This is a genomic window from Allobosea sp. 2RAB26 (assembly GCF_052115465.1).
Taxonomy (GTDB): Bacteria; Pseudomonadota; Alphaproteobacteria; order Rhizobiales; family Beijerinckiaceae; genus Allobosea.
The window spans coordinates 24,192-39,123 of record NZ_JBFRGS010000023.1; the positions used below are offsets into that span (position 1 = coordinate 24,192).

15 protein-coding genes are annotated in these 14,932 nt (G+C 64.6%); 3 read left to right on the forward strand and 12 right to left on the reverse strand.

The annotated features are described in order from the left end of the window. Positions 1–3 precede the first annotated feature (3 nt). From AB4118_RS29600 to AB4118_RS29640, 9 genes are all read right to left on the reverse strand, one after another. Complete coding sequence (locus tag AB4118_RS29600) at positions 4–2,235, reverse strand: xanthine dehydrogenase family protein molybdopterin-binding subunit (RefSeq protein WP_441493120.1); 2,232 nt, start codon at positions 2,233–2,235, stop codon at positions 4–6. Beyond that, entirely contained in the window at positions 2,232–2,702 is a 471-nt protein-coding gene (locus tag AB4118_RS29605; RefSeq protein ID WP_441493121.1) for a (2Fe-2S)-binding protein, read from the reverse strand. The genes AB4118_RS29600 and AB4118_RS29605 overlap by 4 nt, the downstream gene beginning before the upstream one ends. A gap of 260 nt (positions 2,703–2,962) precedes the next feature. Beyond that, complete coding sequence (locus AB4118_RS29610) at positions 2,963–4,120, reverse strand: tetratricopeptide repeat protein (protein WP_441493122.1); 1,158 nt, start codon at positions 4,118–4,120, stop codon at positions 2,963–2,965. A gap of 10 nt (positions 4,121–4,130) precedes the next feature. After that, positions 4,131–5,630, reverse strand: coding sequence for a DUF4331 family protein (locus AB4118_RS29615; protein ID WP_441493123.1), 1,500 nt, complete (start codon positions 5,628–5,630; stop codon positions 4,131–4,133). Positions 5,631–5,709: 79 nt separating this feature from the next. Further along, positions 5,710–7,470, reverse strand: coding sequence for a di-heme-cytochrome C peroxidase (locus AB4118_RS29620; RefSeq protein WP_441493124.1), 1,761 nt, complete (start codon positions 7,468–7,470; stop codon positions 5,710–5,712). Positions 7,471–7,532: 62 nt separating this feature from the next. Further along, positions 7,533–8,090: a HupE/UreJ family protein gene (locus AB4118_RS29625; RefSeq protein ID WP_441493172.1), complete on the reverse strand. Its 558-nt coding sequence runs from the start codon at positions 8,088–8,090 to the stop codon at positions 7,533–7,535. 214 nt (positions 8,091–8,304) lie between these two features. Then, a complete protein-coding gene (locus tag AB4118_RS29630) occupies positions 8,305–9,405 on the reverse strand; it encodes an extracellular catalytic domain type 1 short-chain-length polyhydroxyalkanoate depolymerase (RefSeq protein ID WP_441493125.1) in 1,101 nt (366 codons plus the stop codon). A 14-nt stretch (positions 9,406–9,419) separates the two neighbouring features. Beyond that, entirely contained in the window at positions 9,420–9,812 is a 393-nt protein-coding gene (locus tag AB4118_RS29635; protein ID WP_441493126.1) for a CopG family transcriptional regulator, read from the reverse strand. Between the two features lie 143 nt (positions 9,813–9,955). Continuing rightward, on the reverse strand, positions 9,956–10,459 hold the full coding sequence (locus tag AB4118_RS29640; RefSeq protein ID WP_441493127.1) for a YciE/YciF ferroxidase family protein: 504 nt from the start codon (positions 10,457–10,459) through the stop codon (positions 9,956–9,958). A gap of 156 nt (positions 10,460–10,615) precedes the next feature. On the opposite strand from AB4118_RS29640, the gene AB4118_RS29645 reads away from it, so the two are divergent. The 3 genes from AB4118_RS29645 to AB4118_RS29655 all read left to right on the forward strand — a co-directional run bounded on the left by AB4118_RS29645 (position 10,616) and on the right by AB4118_RS29655 (position 12,150). Beyond that, entirely contained in the window at positions 10,616–10,915 is a 300-nt protein-coding gene (locus tag AB4118_RS29645; RefSeq protein WP_441493128.1) for a PepSY domain-containing protein, read from the forward strand. Positions 10,916–11,004: 89 nt separating this feature from the next. After that, positions 11,005–11,541 carry a hypothetical protein gene (locus tag AB4118_RS29650; protein ID WP_441493129.1) on the forward strand — a complete coding sequence of 179 codons (537 nt, stop codon included), beginning with the start codon at positions 11,005–11,007 and terminating at the stop codon, positions 11,539–11,541. Positions 11,542–11,664: 123 nt separating this feature from the next. Beyond that, on the forward strand, positions 11,665–12,150 hold the full coding sequence (locus AB4118_RS29655; protein ID WP_441493130.1) for a pyridoxamine 5'-phosphate oxidase family protein: 486 nt from the start codon (positions 11,665–11,667) through the stop codon (positions 12,148–12,150). A gap of 58 nt (positions 12,151–12,208) precedes the next feature. Here AB4118_RS29655 and AB4118_RS29660 read toward each other — a convergent pair whose 3' ends face one another. From AB4118_RS29660 to AB4118_RS29670, 3 genes are all read right to left on the reverse strand, one after another. Then, a complete protein-coding gene (locus AB4118_RS29660; protein WP_441493131.1) occupies positions 12,209–13,645 on the reverse strand; it encodes an NAD(P)/FAD-dependent oxidoreductase in 1,437 nt (478 codons plus the stop codon). An 84-nt stretch (positions 13,646–13,729) separates the two neighbouring features. Next, positions 13,730–14,074 carry a RidA family protein gene (locus tag AB4118_RS29665; RefSeq protein WP_069881941.1) on the reverse strand — a complete coding sequence of 115 codons (345 nt, stop codon included), beginning with the start codon at positions 14,072–14,074 and terminating at the stop codon, positions 13,730–13,732. Positions 14,075–14,141: 67 nt separating this feature from the next. Further along, the gene (locus AB4118_RS29670; protein WP_441493132.1) at positions 14,142–14,762 is read right to left on the reverse strand and encodes a helix-turn-helix domain-containing protein; all 621 of its coding nucleotides are present in this window, start codon (positions 14,760–14,762) and stop codon (positions 14,142–14,144) included. Positions 14,763–14,932 lie beyond the last annotated feature (170 nt).

The following is a 14,932-nucleotide window of genomic DNA, read 5'->3' on the forward strand; positions in this document are numbered from 1 at the left end:
CCGCTATCTCGCTTTCGCCAGGCGCATCGCCGCCAGAACTTTGGCCGCTCTGAACGGCACCGATCGCAAGCGCACGCCGGTCGCGTCGAAGACCGCATTCGCTATGGCCGAGGGCACGACGGAAGTAGTCGGCTCGCCCGCTCCCCATGGCGCTTCGTTTGGCCGGTCGATCAGGTCGATCATGACCTGAGGGACGTTCGGAAAGGTCAGGATGGGGTAGCTACCCCAGTTGAGGCTCGTGACCGCACTGCGGCTGAAGGTGAGTTGCTCGACCAGCGTCCGGCTGATCGTCTGGACGACGTTGCCTTCGATCTGATTGCGCAGCCCGTCCGGGTTGATGATCTGGCCGCAGTCGTGAACGACGAAGACGCGATCGACCTTGATCCGGCCGTCCGACCAATCGACCGTCACATCGGCGACGATCCCGACATAGGTCCGGACCAGCTCGTATTTGGCGTAGGACACGCCCCGCCCCCGCACCAGCATGCCGCCATCGCGCGGCCGCGAGCCGCGGGGCTCCCACTGCGCGAGGTTCCGCAGGCTCTCGAGCAGCTCGAGCCCGCGCGGGTCCTTGAGATTCCGGGTGCGGATATCGAACGGATCGACAGCCGTTGCGGCCGCGATCTCGTCGAGAAAGCTCTCATTGCCAAACGTGTTCTGCATGCGGGCAGGCGCGCGAATCCATGCCGCCGGGAGTGGCGTGTCGGCGAGCCAATGCGCGGTCAGCTTGCTGTTGGCCAAGGCATAGGGGATGCCGAGGCCCGGATTATACACCCCGGCTCCCGACCCGAATTTCGGCAGCTTCGCGAGAGTGGCCGCCAGGAGCGTCGCTCCGGAGCGCTGCATCGGTCGTTCGCTGAGGAAGATGTCCGATTGCCAGGTGGCAATTCGACCCTGGTCATCAAGACTGGCGCGGTAATCGAGCAGGACCGGCGGCCCCTTCGGATCCCAGCCATGTTCGTCGCTTCGCATCCATTGCAGCCGGACCGGCCGGCCGAGCAGCTTTGCAAGCAACGCGGCTTCGGACGAGCAATCATCGGCTCCGTTGCGGCCATAGCATCCTGCGCCTTCGACAAAGATGCAGCGCACGCGCTCCTGCGACAGTCCCAGCATGGTGGCCAGTTGCGACCGCAGGAGGTGGCTCGCCTGTGATGGTGTCCAGACCGTGAGAACACCATCCTTGAAGTCGGCCACCGCGCAGGACGGGCCGATCGAGCCATGCGTATTGAGGGCCAGGTCGTAGGTCGCTTCGATTATTCTACCGCTCGCCCTCTCGTCGCCGGTCGTATCGCCGGTGGCCTGCAGCACCTCGTTGCGGACGACTTTCGAGCTGCGAACATATTCGAACAGCCTGGCCTCGTCGGGCAGGCCCGCCCAGGCCGACCAGGTCGCGACGATCGCGGTCGATGCCCGGATGGCCGCCCATTCATTGCCGGCGACTACGGCCAGAAAGTCGCCCTTGCGGACCGTCCGCACATAGCCGGGGATCTTGCGGCAGGCGGCATCGTTCCAGGCTTCGAGCTTGGCGCCGAGCGCCGCTGGATGAACCATCCGCGCGTGCAGCATGCCAGGCAACGTGAAATCCTGGATGAAGGTAAACCTGCCAAGGACTTTCGCGGGAATATCAAGGCGAGGCACGGGCGTGCCGACGATCGTGTAATCTTTCGGGTCCTTCAGCGCCGCAGCGGGATCGACCTTGATCTTCAGTCTTCGTTCGCCGACCAACTGCGCATAGGAAAGGCTCTCGCCGCCTTGCCGGGGCGTGATCACGCCGTCACGCACCTCAAGCATGTCCTTGGCGACCTCGAGGCGAACTGCAGCCTGATCGAGCAATGCGGCGCGTGCGGTGGCCGCAGCACGGCGAATCTGCATGCCACCGTCCTGAATGGTCAGGCTGGCATAGGTGGGCCCCTGGTTGGGCGTGAGTTCGGTATCACCCTGGATCATCGTTACCCGGCCCATCGGGATGGACAGCTCCTCGGCCGCGATCTGGGCGATGGCGGTGATCGCACCGGTGCCGAGCTCGACCTTCCCGGATTTGATCGTGACGCGCCCGTCAGTATCGATTGCAATGAAACCGCCGACTTCGTCTGCGACGCCGACATTCGTCGGGGGTGGGGCCTGCGCCCATGACGGTGATCGCAGGGCTTCGAACGTTACGACGAGCGCTCCGCCATAGGTCAAGACTGCACGACGAGAGAGTGGCGCCCCGGAGATCTGCCCCCCCGCCCTCATGACATCTGCTCGGCGGCGCGCATCACGGCGCGCAGGATCCGGACATGTGTGCCGCATTTGCAGAGATTGCTCGCCAGTGCCAGTCGGGCCTGTTCCTCCGTCGGCCGCTTCGTGGTCGAAAGAAACGCGGCCGCCTGCATGATCATGCCGTTGATGCAGTAGCCACACTGGGCAGCCTGTTCGTCGATGAAGGCCTGCTGCACCGGATGCGGCTTTTCCGCCGTCCCCAGGCCTTCCAGGGTCACGATCTCGGCCCCGGCGACCGCCGAAACCGGCATGAGGCAGCTACGCAACGCCTCCCCGTAATAGTGCACGGTACAAGCTCCGCACTGACCGAGCCCGCAGCCGTAGTGCAAGCCATGCAGGCCAAGCTGCTCGCGCAACGCGTAGAGCAACGGCATATTGGGATCGTCAATACTTAGGACACGCGCCTCGCCATTGACGGATAGCTTGATCGTGTCGGCCAAGGTGATTCTCCGCACATAGCTTTCCGTGTCGTCGTCAGAGCCCTCGTCTCATCATCGCCAGGCCGTTCGCCATCCATGACCGACGCGCAGCCAGACCTGACTCTCCGGGTCGCTGTCGTCGGGATTGCTCCAGCCTGCGACCATCAGGACAGGCGCAATTACAGTTGCCCGCGCCCGAGAAGGCTGCGGCAGGGACAAGGCGATGGCGGGCGTGACGGCAGCCAGGCCTGCGCCCACTACGAACCTGCGACGGTCGATCATCATGCGACGGCTCCATCGGTTTCGGCAGCACCGTGTTGTGCGAGCGACGACAGTCGGAATGCGGCCGTGGTGGCCCAACGCCCACGCGCCGACGCGGCGATCGCGGCGGCGGCCTCGGTTTCGCCAGCGCCAATGGCGGTCTCATGAGCCTGCTCGAAGGCGCGCAGCGTCGGTCGGTTTTCGAGATTGAGCCGCGACAGATCGAAAGCTCTCCTCGCGTCGTTGCCGCTGCCGGCGTAGAACTCCGCGCCGTGATCGGCAAATGCCAGCAGATGCTTCGTGAGGAGCGCCTCGAAGCCCGATCGTGCGGCGTCCAGATGCGCGTCGGCCTCGCTGCAACGGCCATTGGAAGCCACGAGCGTATCGGCGAGCCGCCAAAGCACCTCGGGATCGCCGCTTGCAATAGCGGGAACAAGAGTGGCTTCCGCTTCCCGCGTCCGGCCGTCACCGGTCTGGATTTCGGCCAGATGCACGCGGGCCTTCACATAGGAGGGCAAGCAGGCGACTGCCTTTCGGTACCAGCGCTCGGCGCGGGCCAAATCGGGTTCCGGCACGAGCTCGCCCCAGAGCACGCCGAGCTGGAAGCAGGCCCAGGCCACGGGGAATGGCGAAACCTCGCGGTAGTCGCGGAGCGCTTGCCGATAGATCTGGTCGGCGCCGGCAAAGTCGCCGAGATCGGCCAGCAGGGCGCCGAGCGCCACCTGATCCGGCAAGAGCCCGGATTGCTCCGCGATGCGGCGCCGCTTCTCCAGCACCGCGTCCAGCCCGGTGCCGCAGGCCTGATCAATCGTCAGCAGCAGATTGTCCGCCGCTAAGGCGTCGCCGAGGCTGGCGAGCTCCGCATGGCGCCGCGCCTCGGTAAAGCGATGCAGGGCCGACGCAACCTGGGCCTGGACCAGTGCGGTCCGTGGCGATGACGGGTCCAGCCAGGCGAGCTGCTCGGCCAGCGTTTCCATGCGGTCGAATGCCGACATGTCGCCCAGGTACTGCGCCTTCAATTGCTCGTGTTCGAGCACGGTTTCGGAGACGCCCGTTCGTTGCGGATCCTGTTCGAAACGCGTCCAGGAACGCAGGCGCGCGCTATTGAGATTAATCGCGGCGATCTCGCCGTCGGTGGTCTGAAAGACCACGTTGTCGGACTCTGCTTGCGCAATCATACCCCTGTCCTCAAAAGCGCGACTTGAGGCTATCGAGCCCGGTCTTGAACAGCGTCGACACAATCGTCTTGACGATAATCGTGCCTTGGCCGTTCGGAACGAATTGTGCGCGCCACTCGACGGTGCTGCCTGAGCCACTCGGCTTGACCGAGAGCATTCCCGTGTAATTCGCCACCGGCAGCCCTGCGATAATCGTATAGCGGTAGAATCTGGCCGTGCTGTCGCTTGCGTCGAGACGTTCGATGATCTGCTTGCCTTCCGTCGTCTGGATCGTGCGCAATTGGCCAACACCCGTGCCCGTCAGCACGATCTGGGCGATCAGCGGGTGCCAGGTGCCGCCGAATGGTCCGATCAAGTCCCAGACCCGGTCGGGTGGAGCACTGAGCTCGACGGTTTCCATGATGGTCTGCAAGTCGGTGTTGGGTGTGGCGAAGTAGGGGAAATTCCTGGTGCCGGGCTTCGTTGCCTTGGTCGTACCGCCCTGGAGGGGGGTGCGGTCGCGATTCACCAGCCAGGTCAGAAGCACATCGATGACATCGGCATCGACGGTGCGTCCGCCGCCGGTCTGATAGGGTTTTCCGTTCAGTGTGCTTCTTTCGATTTCGAAATGGCTCGTATCGGTGATCGGCTTCGCCACGTCGAACAGCATGAAGTCGTCGAGAAACATGCTGGCGTTGGATGCCAGCGCGGCCGGGGTCCAATCCTGCCTGCCGTCGCGCATATCCCAGTTGGCCAGGCTGTCCTTCAAGCGCTGAAGGAACAGGGGCTTGAGCGTTTCGTCGATCGCAAACGGTGTCTGCTGGTTCCAGAGATCGCGCAGATCGTCCACGCCGGCCAGCCCACCATTGTTGAGCCGGACATTGGTCTGTTCGGGACGGCCGACCCAATCGAGGCGTGGCGGTTCGTGCCCAACAAGAGCGCCGGCATGGGGCAACGGCACCGTCTCGGCGATCACTCCAAAAAGAGACCCCCTGTCGGGATCGAGCACACGTTGCGTATCAAATTCGATAGCGATGCAGAGCACGTTGTCGTTGTACAGGAGGTTCTCGAACTTCCTCATGCCATCGCCCCCGAGCAGCCACGCGAGGATGAATGGATCAGACCGCACCCCCGCATAGACCCTGAAGACGCCATCGGGCGTGGACGCACCGCGCTCGTCGTTGACGACGAAACGAAGCGTCTGACCATCAGGCAGGGTGCAGGTGCCACGCTGGATCGGAGGCTGTCCGGCCGCGCCATGTTCCAGCGCGTCGAACCGACAGGAGAACCGGATCTCCGGGTCGCTCGTCTCGAATTTCGTTGCCTCGCCAACCCCGGCTACCTTCGCGCGACGAACCACGATTGCGAAGCCGACAGCATTGGAGAAGATCGCGTCCGCACCACAGGTCGGAAAGGCATTGGCGGCCAGCACCGTACGAGCCGGGTTTTCGGGGCTCGTGAACGCGAACAGGTCAGTGAGATCGGCCGAGGGGTCGCCGATCTGCCTCGGCCCATCGATATGATCGGACATCGCCCGGCTCCCGTTTACGCTGTCAAAACCTCGCGACCGCCCGGCCTGATGCCGGACGATTCCCCACGCGCCCCGAAGGTCACGGCCTCGGGGGAAGGCTGGCTTGCGCTGGGCCTCCGAACGGCGTCACGCGGCCGGGCTCCTCCGGAATGGATTTCAGGTACTCGACAAGCGCCCAGCGCTCCTGTTCCGCCAGCAAGGGGCCGATGATGCCGTTTCCGCGCGGCCCGTTCTGGAACGAGTGACCAGCGTTCGAATTCCCCAACAGTGACGTATCCACGAGGAAGGTCCCGGACGTCGCGGTGGTATCGAGGCCCACCTTGACGGGATCGAAGTCGCCGCCGAGGTAGAATTTCTTGGTGCGTTCTGCCGCCGGTATCAGCATCTCGTAGAGGTTGGGCACCGACCCGTTGTGCAGGAATGGCGGTGTAGCCCAGACCCCGTCCCGCGGAGCAGCCTTGTAGACATGTTCCGCCGGGCGTGGCGTAGGAAGCTCGCGATAACCGCGCAGGTCCAATAGCTGGGCTTCGGTGAGCTTGAGCTTTGCAATCGCCAGGCCGCGCACCTCGTCACCAATCAGTGCGTTCAACAGCATCGGCGGCAAGAATGGTTGGCCGCGGAATTCGGGGGGCAGGAATTTGCTCAATTCGCCGGTAAACGCCAGTGGCTTCGGCGCCTCGATCTGGGCCCTGTCGGTGCCTACATATGTCTGTGGAGTCAGTCCAACGAGGACGAATTGCTTCCCGTGTTTGTTCGGTTCGGTCCAGCGATAAGGCCAGGCATTATGGCAGCTCGCGCAAAGCTCCACGAACAAGCCCTTGCCCACCTTCGCTTTGTCACGGTCGATCCTGCCGAACACCTCTTCCGGCCAACTTGGCGGCGCCAGTCGTTCCAGTTGCTTCTCGACCCGCCCAAGATCGAGGATGGCTGCGTTGGACTGAAACAGTCCTTCGGCGGGAGATTTGGAGCTCAGGTCAACCGGCAGGTAGACGCCCAGCGTTTCTCCAAAATTGCGACCGATCGGATTCTGGGCGAACGCGCCCCACTGTGTCCATAATCCCTGCGGAGCGTTCCATAGGAACGGCGGTTTGACCGGTGCAATTGCCATCGCCCAGTTCTCGGGGATTCCCGGTAGTGTCGCGGTCGTGCGATTGATGATCAGCGAGAGCGCGTCCATGCGGCCGGGACCCCATGGGTGCGAAGTGCGGGACGTTCGGGTGGCATACTGATTCACCCGCTCCGCTTCGCTCTCAACCCGTTTGCGCAGCTTGTCCTTCCCGTCAGGGGCAGTGGCTCCGAGCCGCCCCGCCAAACGGTCGAATTTCGCCGCATCGGTCAAAGTCGCCTGCACCGCATCGTTCAGGCTCTGAATCATCCTCTGTATATCGAACGCGGTCGCGATGCCGCCATCAATGCGAATGGCCTTGTCCTTGTAGTTCAGCTGCCCCTGATGGCAGGCGGCGCAGGTCAGACCAGCATAATCACCAGCCGGCCAACCCTTTACGGTTTCAGAAACAGCGGTCTTGGTGACGCCGATCGGCAAGCTATCCCTGTTATTGGCGCTCGCGGATTGGGGGGTAAGTCCGTGGGCCTTGTTGTTCGCGTCGGATCGAAACAAATCCTGGCTGTTGGCGACTTCCAGGTTCAGATAAAGATCGTACGTAATAATCGCGGAACCCTGCGAGAAATTATAATACCACTCGCGATCTTCCTGCGACCAAGCTTGGTTGAGATAAACGACGGACGGGCTCGTCGCAGGCGGAGCAGCCTGCTGTGCGCTTGCCGATACTGCCAGACATGATCCAACGGCGAGCAGCGACGCGTAGTTTGCCTTTTTCATGCGAGCGCTCCTGAGGACTGGCTTGAGTGATCCGGCTGGGTGCCACCGCGCCTCGATGAGCGTCACACCGTGCCGGTCAGAAAGGCGATCCCGGTGCACGCGATGGCGGCGCCTGCGGCGCAGACGGGGACCGAGCCCCAGTTCCAGCGCGTCAGCAGGCCCATCCCGATGCCAGCGAGATGAAGCAGGCCTGTCGCGACAACGAAGCCGACGAAGAACGTTACCGCCTCCGCGGCGTCCGGCACCTCACGACCATGCGCATAGCCATGGAAGACGGCGAACGCCCCGACGAGACCGGCGGCGATCCAGAGCGGCGCGCGCACGGCGAAGGCGACCATCAGGCCAAGCACAAGCGCAGATGCTGCTATTCCGCTTTCGAAACCAGGCAGAGGAAGGCCAAGGACAGCGATCCCCCCCCCCAGAACCATGACGAGGGGAAAGACGATCGGCAGGACCCAGATGGCCCGACCACTGAGGTAAGCGCCCCAAAGACCAACCGCGAGCATCGTTGCGACGTGGTCGAGCCCGGTCAGGGGGTGATGGAAGCCTCCGGTGAATCCACCCAAGGCATCCGCCTCCGTGTGCGCCAAAGCTGGCGCAGCACAGGCGATCACCCCCATCAATGATAACAAGGAAAAGCGTCGCAAAGCGCAGACTCCTCATCCAGAGATGGTAGGGCAGGCTTGGACTTGGCTTGGCCGTGCCAAACTAAGGGCGCGTGCCGAGGATTGTCGACCTGTCCCTTGGGCCAGTAGCAAGCACGATCGTTACCCCAGCGACTTTGACATCAGGCTCCTTTTCCCGCCCCCCAGCATGCGAGGAGAGACGATCCCGTCAGGTCTCCAGGAAGAACCGGATCATCTCGCGCGAGGCATCCGGGCCCGACACATCGGTGAAGCTTCCCGCCCCATCCCCGCCCGACCACGCATGACCGGCTCCCTGGACCAGCCAGTATTCCGTGGTGGCCGGACCATGGGTGGGTCCGACCAGCGTGCGGGTGACATGCCGGCCGTTGACGACGACATCGGTCGTCAACTCCCCCAGCGCGCCATTGCGGGCGCTAGCCCGAGCAAACAGCGTCTCGCCATTCGAGGGGTGAACGGTGGCATCGGCCGTACCGTGGAAGATGATCTGCCGGGCGCCGCTTCCCGTCCCCCGGGATATCGGCTTCGCATTGCCCTTCATCGCCGCAAAGGCCGACATGACGTCGCTTGCGGCGCCATGGGGAAGGCCGGAATGGATGCCGGCGGCGGCAAAGATATCGGGATAGGTCGAGGACAGCACATCGGCCATCGCGCCGCCCGCAGACAGGCCGGCGACAAAGACGCGGGCGCGATCGATGCCAAACTCGGCAGCGAGTTCCTGGGCCAGGCCCGCGAGAGCCGCGGGCTCTCCCGCCCCCCGCCGCTGATGACGCGGATCGAACCAGTTCCAGCAGCCCTGGGCATTGGCCGAACGCGGTTGGTGGGGATAGGCGACGATGATGCCGAATTCGTCGGCGAGCCGGTTCATCCGGGTTCCCCGCGCAAAATCATCGGGATCCTGCGTGCAGCCATGCAGCATCACGACGAGCGCGAGTTCGCGCCCGGCATGATCCGCCGGCACGTAGAGCTTGTAGGCCAGAGCTCCGGCGGCGCTGCGAAAGCTGCGGGAACGAAAGCGCCCGTCCTCCTCTGCGGGGCCAGGCTGGCGACGCGCCGTGCCGGGCTGATCGGCGACGCGCGCCTGTACAGTCCGAAGCGATTGCAGGACGTCACCGAGGCAGCGCGGGACGATCGACCCGGCCCTCCCCGTCTCGTCGCCGCCGGGTTCTTGGGGGGGCTGAACAGGCCGCCCGGCGAGCGCCTGCTGAATGGCCGCAGTCGCGCCTGCAACATCGGCGCCTCTCAGACGTGTCATGGCTTCGCCCACAGCGGAGCGGATGCGGATGTTCATGTCGCTGTGCCTTTTCATGCCAGTCGGTCGGCCAGGGCGGCCTTGATTTCAGGGGCGGCATGGAGCGCGCCGAGCACGGTCAGGGAGGCAATCGTCTCCCGCGCGAGGTCCGGCGAGACATCCGGCTCGATGACGGCGAGGCCGAGCACGCGGATCTCCAGGCGTTCGCCGGCGGCCTTGGCCGCTTCGAGATCGCGCCTCGTGAAGACGCGCAGGCCAAGCTCGAGAGAAAGCCGCGTCGTCGCCTGCGCGGCGACATCGGCATGGGTCGCGAGCTGGTTGCGCACCGCGGTGCGAATGAAGTCCGAGCGGTTCGAATAGAACCCGTCCCTGACGAGCAGGTCGATGCGCCCGAGATCGACGAAGCCGAGATTGAGCGTGAGCTTTTCGCTATCGGGCATTTTCATCTGGTCATCCATATACCATCCATAGGGATGGTATATGGATGGAGTTGGCCGAAGCACAAGGGCACCGGGCGCCCCCTGCGCGAGATCGAGCCAAAGAAACGGCCCCGGCAGCCTTGGCCGCCGGGGCCGGATCGGCCGTTCGCTCAGGCCGCCTTGGCAACCGCTGCGGAATTGGCGGGCCCGCCAAGCTGCGTCAGGGCCTTGTCGGTCCTGGTCTCCTCGGCAAGGGTCGCGTCGAGCAGCTTGACGGCATCCTTGTGGCCGAGCTGCTGCGCCCATGCCTTCAGAGTGCCGTAGCGCGCCATCTCGTAATGCTCGACTGCCTGCGCGGAGGCGACGAGACCCGCATCCAGAGCCGGGCTGTCAGCATAGTCCTCCATCACGGCTTTGCCCTCCTCGAGAATGCCGAGGATGGCATCGCAGGTCTTGGCGCGCGGCGCCTTGCCGATCAGATCGAAGACCTCGCTCAGGCGTTCAACCTGGCCTTCCGTCTCGGCCCTGTGCGTCTCGAACGCCTTCTTCAGCTCGGGCGAAGTGGCGACCTTGGCCATCTTCGGCAACGCCTTCAGGATCTGCTTTTCCGCGTAATAGACGTCCTTGAGCATGTCGTGAAACAGCTCATCGAGTGGCTTCGGTGTTGTGGCCATCGGGTGTCCTCCAGCGATTTCAGGATAGCGCTGGCGAAACCGGCGACGCAGCCATGTGTTCCACCCATCAGAAGTATTTATTTGCGGAACTCTCTGCCGGGGGTGCCGGTTGATACGACATCAGGACGTACAATCGCGAACCTGCGGAGAATTACCATGAAAAAGCTTCTCATCGCCTCTTTGATCGCCTCGACGACTGCTTTCGGAGCGCTTGCGCAGACCTCGACGACGTCGCCAATGCCGGCACCAAAGGCAGAGGCGGACAAAAACGCCCCGTTGCCGGGCGCAAACAGCTTCACCGAAGGCCAGGCCAAGAGCCGCCTTGAAGCCAATGGCTATTCGAACGTGACAGGCCTGAAGAAGGACGCAAACGGCGTCTGGAAGGGCACGGCCATGAATGCCGGCGCCAAGGTCGACGTCTCCGTCGACTATCGCGGCAACATCGTCCGCCACTGAGCGCCAGATCACTGAGCGCAGATCACTCGCCGCCGGCTCGCCCGGCGCCAGATCGCGCCTCCCGCTTTCTCAAAGCAAGAGAGTTGAACATGACCCGCACCATCACCCGTTCCTATGACAGCTATGAAACCGCTCTCTCGGTCGTCGAGCAGCTCGAGGCCGCAGGCGTTCCCAGCCGCGATGTCAGCCTCGTCGGCCGACACAGCAAACCCGAGGAGAGCAATGCAGCCGAGGGCGCCGGGATCGGCGCCGGCGTCGGCGGCGCGGCCGGTCTGCTCGCCGGCCTCGGCATGCTCGCCATCCCGGGCATTGGCCCGGTGGTGGCAGCCGGCTGGCTCGCCTCAACCGCGGCCGGGGCGGTCGCCGGCGCGGCGGCCGGCGGGATCGTCGGGTCCTTTACCAGCGCCGGCGTCGACAAGGACGAGGCCGAATACCATGCCGAGACGGTGCGCCGCGGCGGCACGGTGATTGCGGTCAGGGCCGAGCCCGAGCACGAAGCCACCGTCGTCGCGATTATGGACGGAGCGACGCCGATCGATCGCTCCACCCGCGAGGCCGAATACCGCGCCGCCGGCTGGAGTCGTTTCGACGAGAACGGCACCGCCTATCGTCCGCCAGTCGTCTGAGGGCGGAACCGGAAACCCCGCGGCCTCGCCGCGGGGTTTTTCCGCGTATCCGCCGCCAGCGGGGACCACCCCGAACATGGCCATCACGCGGCCGTTCAACGCAAGGGAAGCAGGAGTAATGCCATGCCGACGCCAAGCGAACTGGAAGCGAAATTCTGGAAGGCCCTGAAGTCCGACATGACCGTCATGCTCGGCCTGGCCGGTTCCGAGCAGGGCCATACCCGCCCGATGACGGCGCAGCTCGAGGCCGATCATGGGCCGATCTGGTTCTTCGCCTCCCGCGACACCGAGCTGGTCAAGGCGCTGTCGGGCAGCAAGCCCGCGGCCTTCAGCCTGGTCTCGAAGGGCCATGACCTGTTCGTCTCGGTCGAGGGCGATCTCATGATCGACATGGACCGCCAGGTCATCGACCGGCTCTGGAACAGCTTCATCGCGGCCTGGTTCGAAGGCGGCAAGGATGACCCCAATCTCGCCCTGCTGCGCTTCGACCCGAGCAGCGCCGAGATCTGGGAGAACGCCAACAACCTGGTTGCCGGCATCAAGATGCTGCTCGGCGTCGACCCCAAGGACGACTACCGGGACAAGGTCGCCAAGGTCCAGCTGGGCTAAAGCATCGCCCCCAAAAGCCGATGCGGGCACAAAGGGTTAGGTCATCGGAGCGCGGTTCTCAGCGCGTTCCGATGCGCAGGCCGAAGAGTTTCGGGATCGCCGCTGCGGCGCTCATCGCGGGGCCGGCACGCTCGCCCCTTTCCTCGGCCTCCTCGCATCCAATGATGCCCCATCGCACCAGCCGGCCGCCGACGGCGCGGAACGGCTCGGGCGGAAGCGAGGGAAGGCTGCGGGTGCACAGCGGCAGGCTCGCCCAGTCGTCCCTGGCATTGAGGACCAGCGAGGCCAGGCATTGCCCGCCGATATAGGTCGGGTTCACGCCATGGCCGGAATAGCCGCAGCCATAATGGACGCGCGTGCCCGGCACGGTGCGGAAGAATGGCAGCCGGTCGGAGGAGACGTCGATGCCGCCGCCCCAGATCTTGGCGATGCCCACATTCGCGAAGCCCGGCAGCAGCCTGCGAAGCCCCTTCTCGGCCCGGGCGGCCGAGGCGAGGTCGGTGGTCAGGCGCGGATCGCGGGCATTGCCGCCGAAGCTGATCGGGCCGGAGCCCGAGCCCATCAGGATGCGCCCGTCGACCGTCTTGCGGAAATAGTGGACGAACATCCGGAGATCCGCGAGCCCTTCATCGCGGGTCCAGCCCATTGCGGCGAGCTTCTCGGGCGCCGGATCGGTCATCAGCGCAAAGGAGGAGAACACGCTGACATGCGGCTTCACCTCCGGCCGCTTCGCCAGCTCGGTATTGGTGGCGAGCACGACCTCCCGGGCGATGATTTCGCCATCCGGGGTTCGCACGCGGCTCGGCGTGCCGGCATCGAGCGCGACCATCGGGGTGTTCTCGAAGACGGAAACGCCGGCATCGATCACGGCCCGCCGCAGTTCGCGCGCCAATCTGGCAGGCTGAACGGTGGCGCCCTCGGCCAGGTAGACGCCGCCGCGGAAGACCGGCGAGCGGCAATAGGCTGCCACCTCGTCGGGCGAGAGCTCATGGGCCATATCCGGCACGCCAAGACGGCGCGCGGTCTCGACATACCCCTTGATCTTGGCATCCTGCGCCGGCGAGGCCGAGACGCGGATGCTGGCGCCGTCGCGCCACCAGACATCGCGACCGGGAGCCGTCGCGAAGGTGCGGATCGCGTCCTGGGCGCGGGCTCCGGCGCGGGCGACCGCCAGCGCGCCGTCTGAGCCGATATTTGCTTCCATCCCGGCAAGCGAGCCCCAATAGCCCGAAACCTTGCCGCCGTTCTTGCCGCTTGCCCCCGAGCCGCAGCGCGAGGCCTCGATCAGGGCGACCGAGAGCTGCGGCGCCCGCTCCTTCAAGGCCAGCGCCGTCCACAGCCCGGTGAAGCCGCCACCGATGATCGCCACATCGACCGTGATGCTGCCCGACAGCGGCGCTGAATCCGGCCGGCCTGCTTCAGCGCTGATGGCCTCGATGAACCACCAGGACGGGTCGCCGGGGACGACGCTCGGAAGGGCAGATGACTGAGGCATGGCGGACCGCTTGCGCTGGAGGACGCGAGGATTTGGGGACACGCGAAAAAGTCCGCCGCGATCACCCGCGGCGGACGTTGAGGCTCAGACGAGGGCCTGGACCTGGATCTCGACGAGAATGTCGTCCGCAGCCAGGCGCGACTCGACGGTCGCCCGTGCCGGCGGCTGCTTCGGGTCGACCCAGGCTTCCCAGGCCGCGTTCATCTCGCTGAAGGTGCTGATGTCCTTCAGCCAGATATTGCCGACGACGATGCGGGTCTTGTCCGTGCCGGCCATCGCCAGATAGGCGTCGATCTGGGCGAGGATATCGGCGGTCTGCTCCTTGACGCCGCCGCTGCGGTCCTTGGCGGTGAGGCCCGACAGGAAAGCAAATCCATTGGCGACCAGCACCTTGCTGAGACGGCCGGTGACTTCGTGACGCGTGATCATGTTTCCTCTGGGTCTGCTGGAATGGCAGGCGAAGGCGGCCTTGCCGGCCCCGCCTGATACGATCGCCCTACAGGTGCGATTCCCGGATATTGATGATCCAGATCAGCTTCGCCTCGCTCGCGGAGCGGTTGACGACCTGATGCGGAATGGTGCTGGGGAACTGGAAGCTGTCCCCCTCACCGATTTCGAAGACCTCGTCGCCGATGCTGAGCTCGACCCGACCGGAGAGGACATAGCCGCCCTTGTCGCCGGGCCCGCTCAGGAAGCTGCCGCTCTCGGCGCCCGGCGGTACGGTGAGGATCATGAAGCGCAGCTCGTTGTTGTCGCGCGGCGACAACAACTCCTTGGTCAGTTGATTGGTGCCGACGACGATGCGCGGGCGATTGGCCTGGCGCCGGACATATTGCGACTCGCGGGCCGGTTCGGCCGCGTCGCTTTCCAGGAACGACCAGAGCGTGACGCCAAGCGCGGCGCGCAGCTTCTGCAGCGTGCTGACCGACGGGTTGGAGGCGCCGCGTTCGATCTGGCTGATGCTGCCGGAGGAAACGCCCGCCTTCGCCGCCAACTCCAGGATCGTCAGTCCACGCTCGGCCCGCAGGGCTCGCAGCCGCTGCCCGATCCTCATGGCCTCGAGCTGCTCGTCGCTGTCGACGTCGGTGTTCTCGGCGGGCAGCACTGTATCCGGCATGGGGTCCCAGGGAAGCAATTGAAGGCCCGCAAACGATATGATGATGAAAATGCCCGCGCAACTATTTTGATGAAATTCCGATGATTTATAAAATTACCCTTTAAATACAACGCATTGCTTGTAATAACGGCCAAATTCTACAGACCGGAGCGCCCTCAGACCTTGACGCA

Excerpts from the sequence above, each read along its gene's own strand:
- AB4118_RS29625 (WP_441493172.1), bottom strand. The coding sequence starts at position 8,090 with ATGGGGGTGATCGCCTGTGCTGCGCCAGCTTTGGCGCACACGGAGGCG.
- AB4118_RS29600 (WP_441493120.1), bottom strand. The coding sequence starts at position 2,235 with ATGAGGGCGGGGGGGCAGATCTCCGGGGCGCCACTCTCTCGTCGTGCA.
- AB4118_RS29615 (WP_441493123.1), bottom strand. The coding sequence starts at position 5,630 with ATGTCCGATCATATCGATGGGCCGAGGCAGATCGGCGACCCCTCGGCC.
- AB4118_RS29610 (WP_441493122.1), bottom strand. The coding sequence starts at position 4,120 with ATGATTGCGCAAGCAGAGTCCGACAACGTGGTCTTTCAGACCACCGAC.
- AB4118_RS29670 (WP_441493132.1), bottom strand. The coding sequence starts at position 14,762 with ATGCCGGATACAGTGCTGCCCGCCGAGAACACCGACGTCGACAGCGAC.
- AB4118_RS29665 (WP_069881941.1), bottom strand. The coding sequence starts at position 14,074 with ATGATCACGCGTCACGAAGTCACCGGCCGTCTCAGCAAGGTGCTGGTC.
- AB4118_RS29635 (WP_441493126.1), bottom strand. The coding sequence starts at position 9,812 with ATGAAAATGCCCGATAGCGAAAAGCTCACGCTCAATCTCGGCTTCGTC.
- AB4118_RS29650 (WP_441493129.1), top strand. The coding sequence starts at position 11,005 with ATGACCCGCACCATCACCCGTTCCTATGACAGCTATGAAACCGCTCTC.
- AB4118_RS29620 (WP_441493124.1), bottom strand. The coding sequence starts at position 7,470 with ATGAAAAAGGCAAACTACGCGTCGCTGCTCGCCGTTGGATCATGTCTG.
- AB4118_RS29640 (WP_441493127.1), bottom strand. The coding sequence starts at position 10,459 with ATGGCCACAACACCGAAGCCACTCGATGAGCTGTTTCACGACATGCTC.
- AB4118_RS29660 (WP_441493131.1), bottom strand. The coding sequence starts at position 13,645 with ATGCCTCAGTCATCTGCCCTTCCGAGCGTCGTCCCCGGCGACCCGTCC.
- AB4118_RS29645 (WP_441493128.1), top strand. The coding sequence starts at position 10,616 with ATGAAAAAGCTTCTCATCGCCTCTTTGATCGCCTCGACGACTGCTTTC.
- AB4118_RS29630 (WP_441493125.1), bottom strand. The coding sequence starts at position 9,405 with ATGAACATCCGCATCCGCTCCGCTGTGGGCGAAGCCATGACACGTCTG.
- AB4118_RS29655 (WP_441493130.1), top strand. The coding sequence starts at position 11,665 with ATGCCGACGCCAAGCGAACTGGAAGCGAAATTCTGGAAGGCCCTGAAG.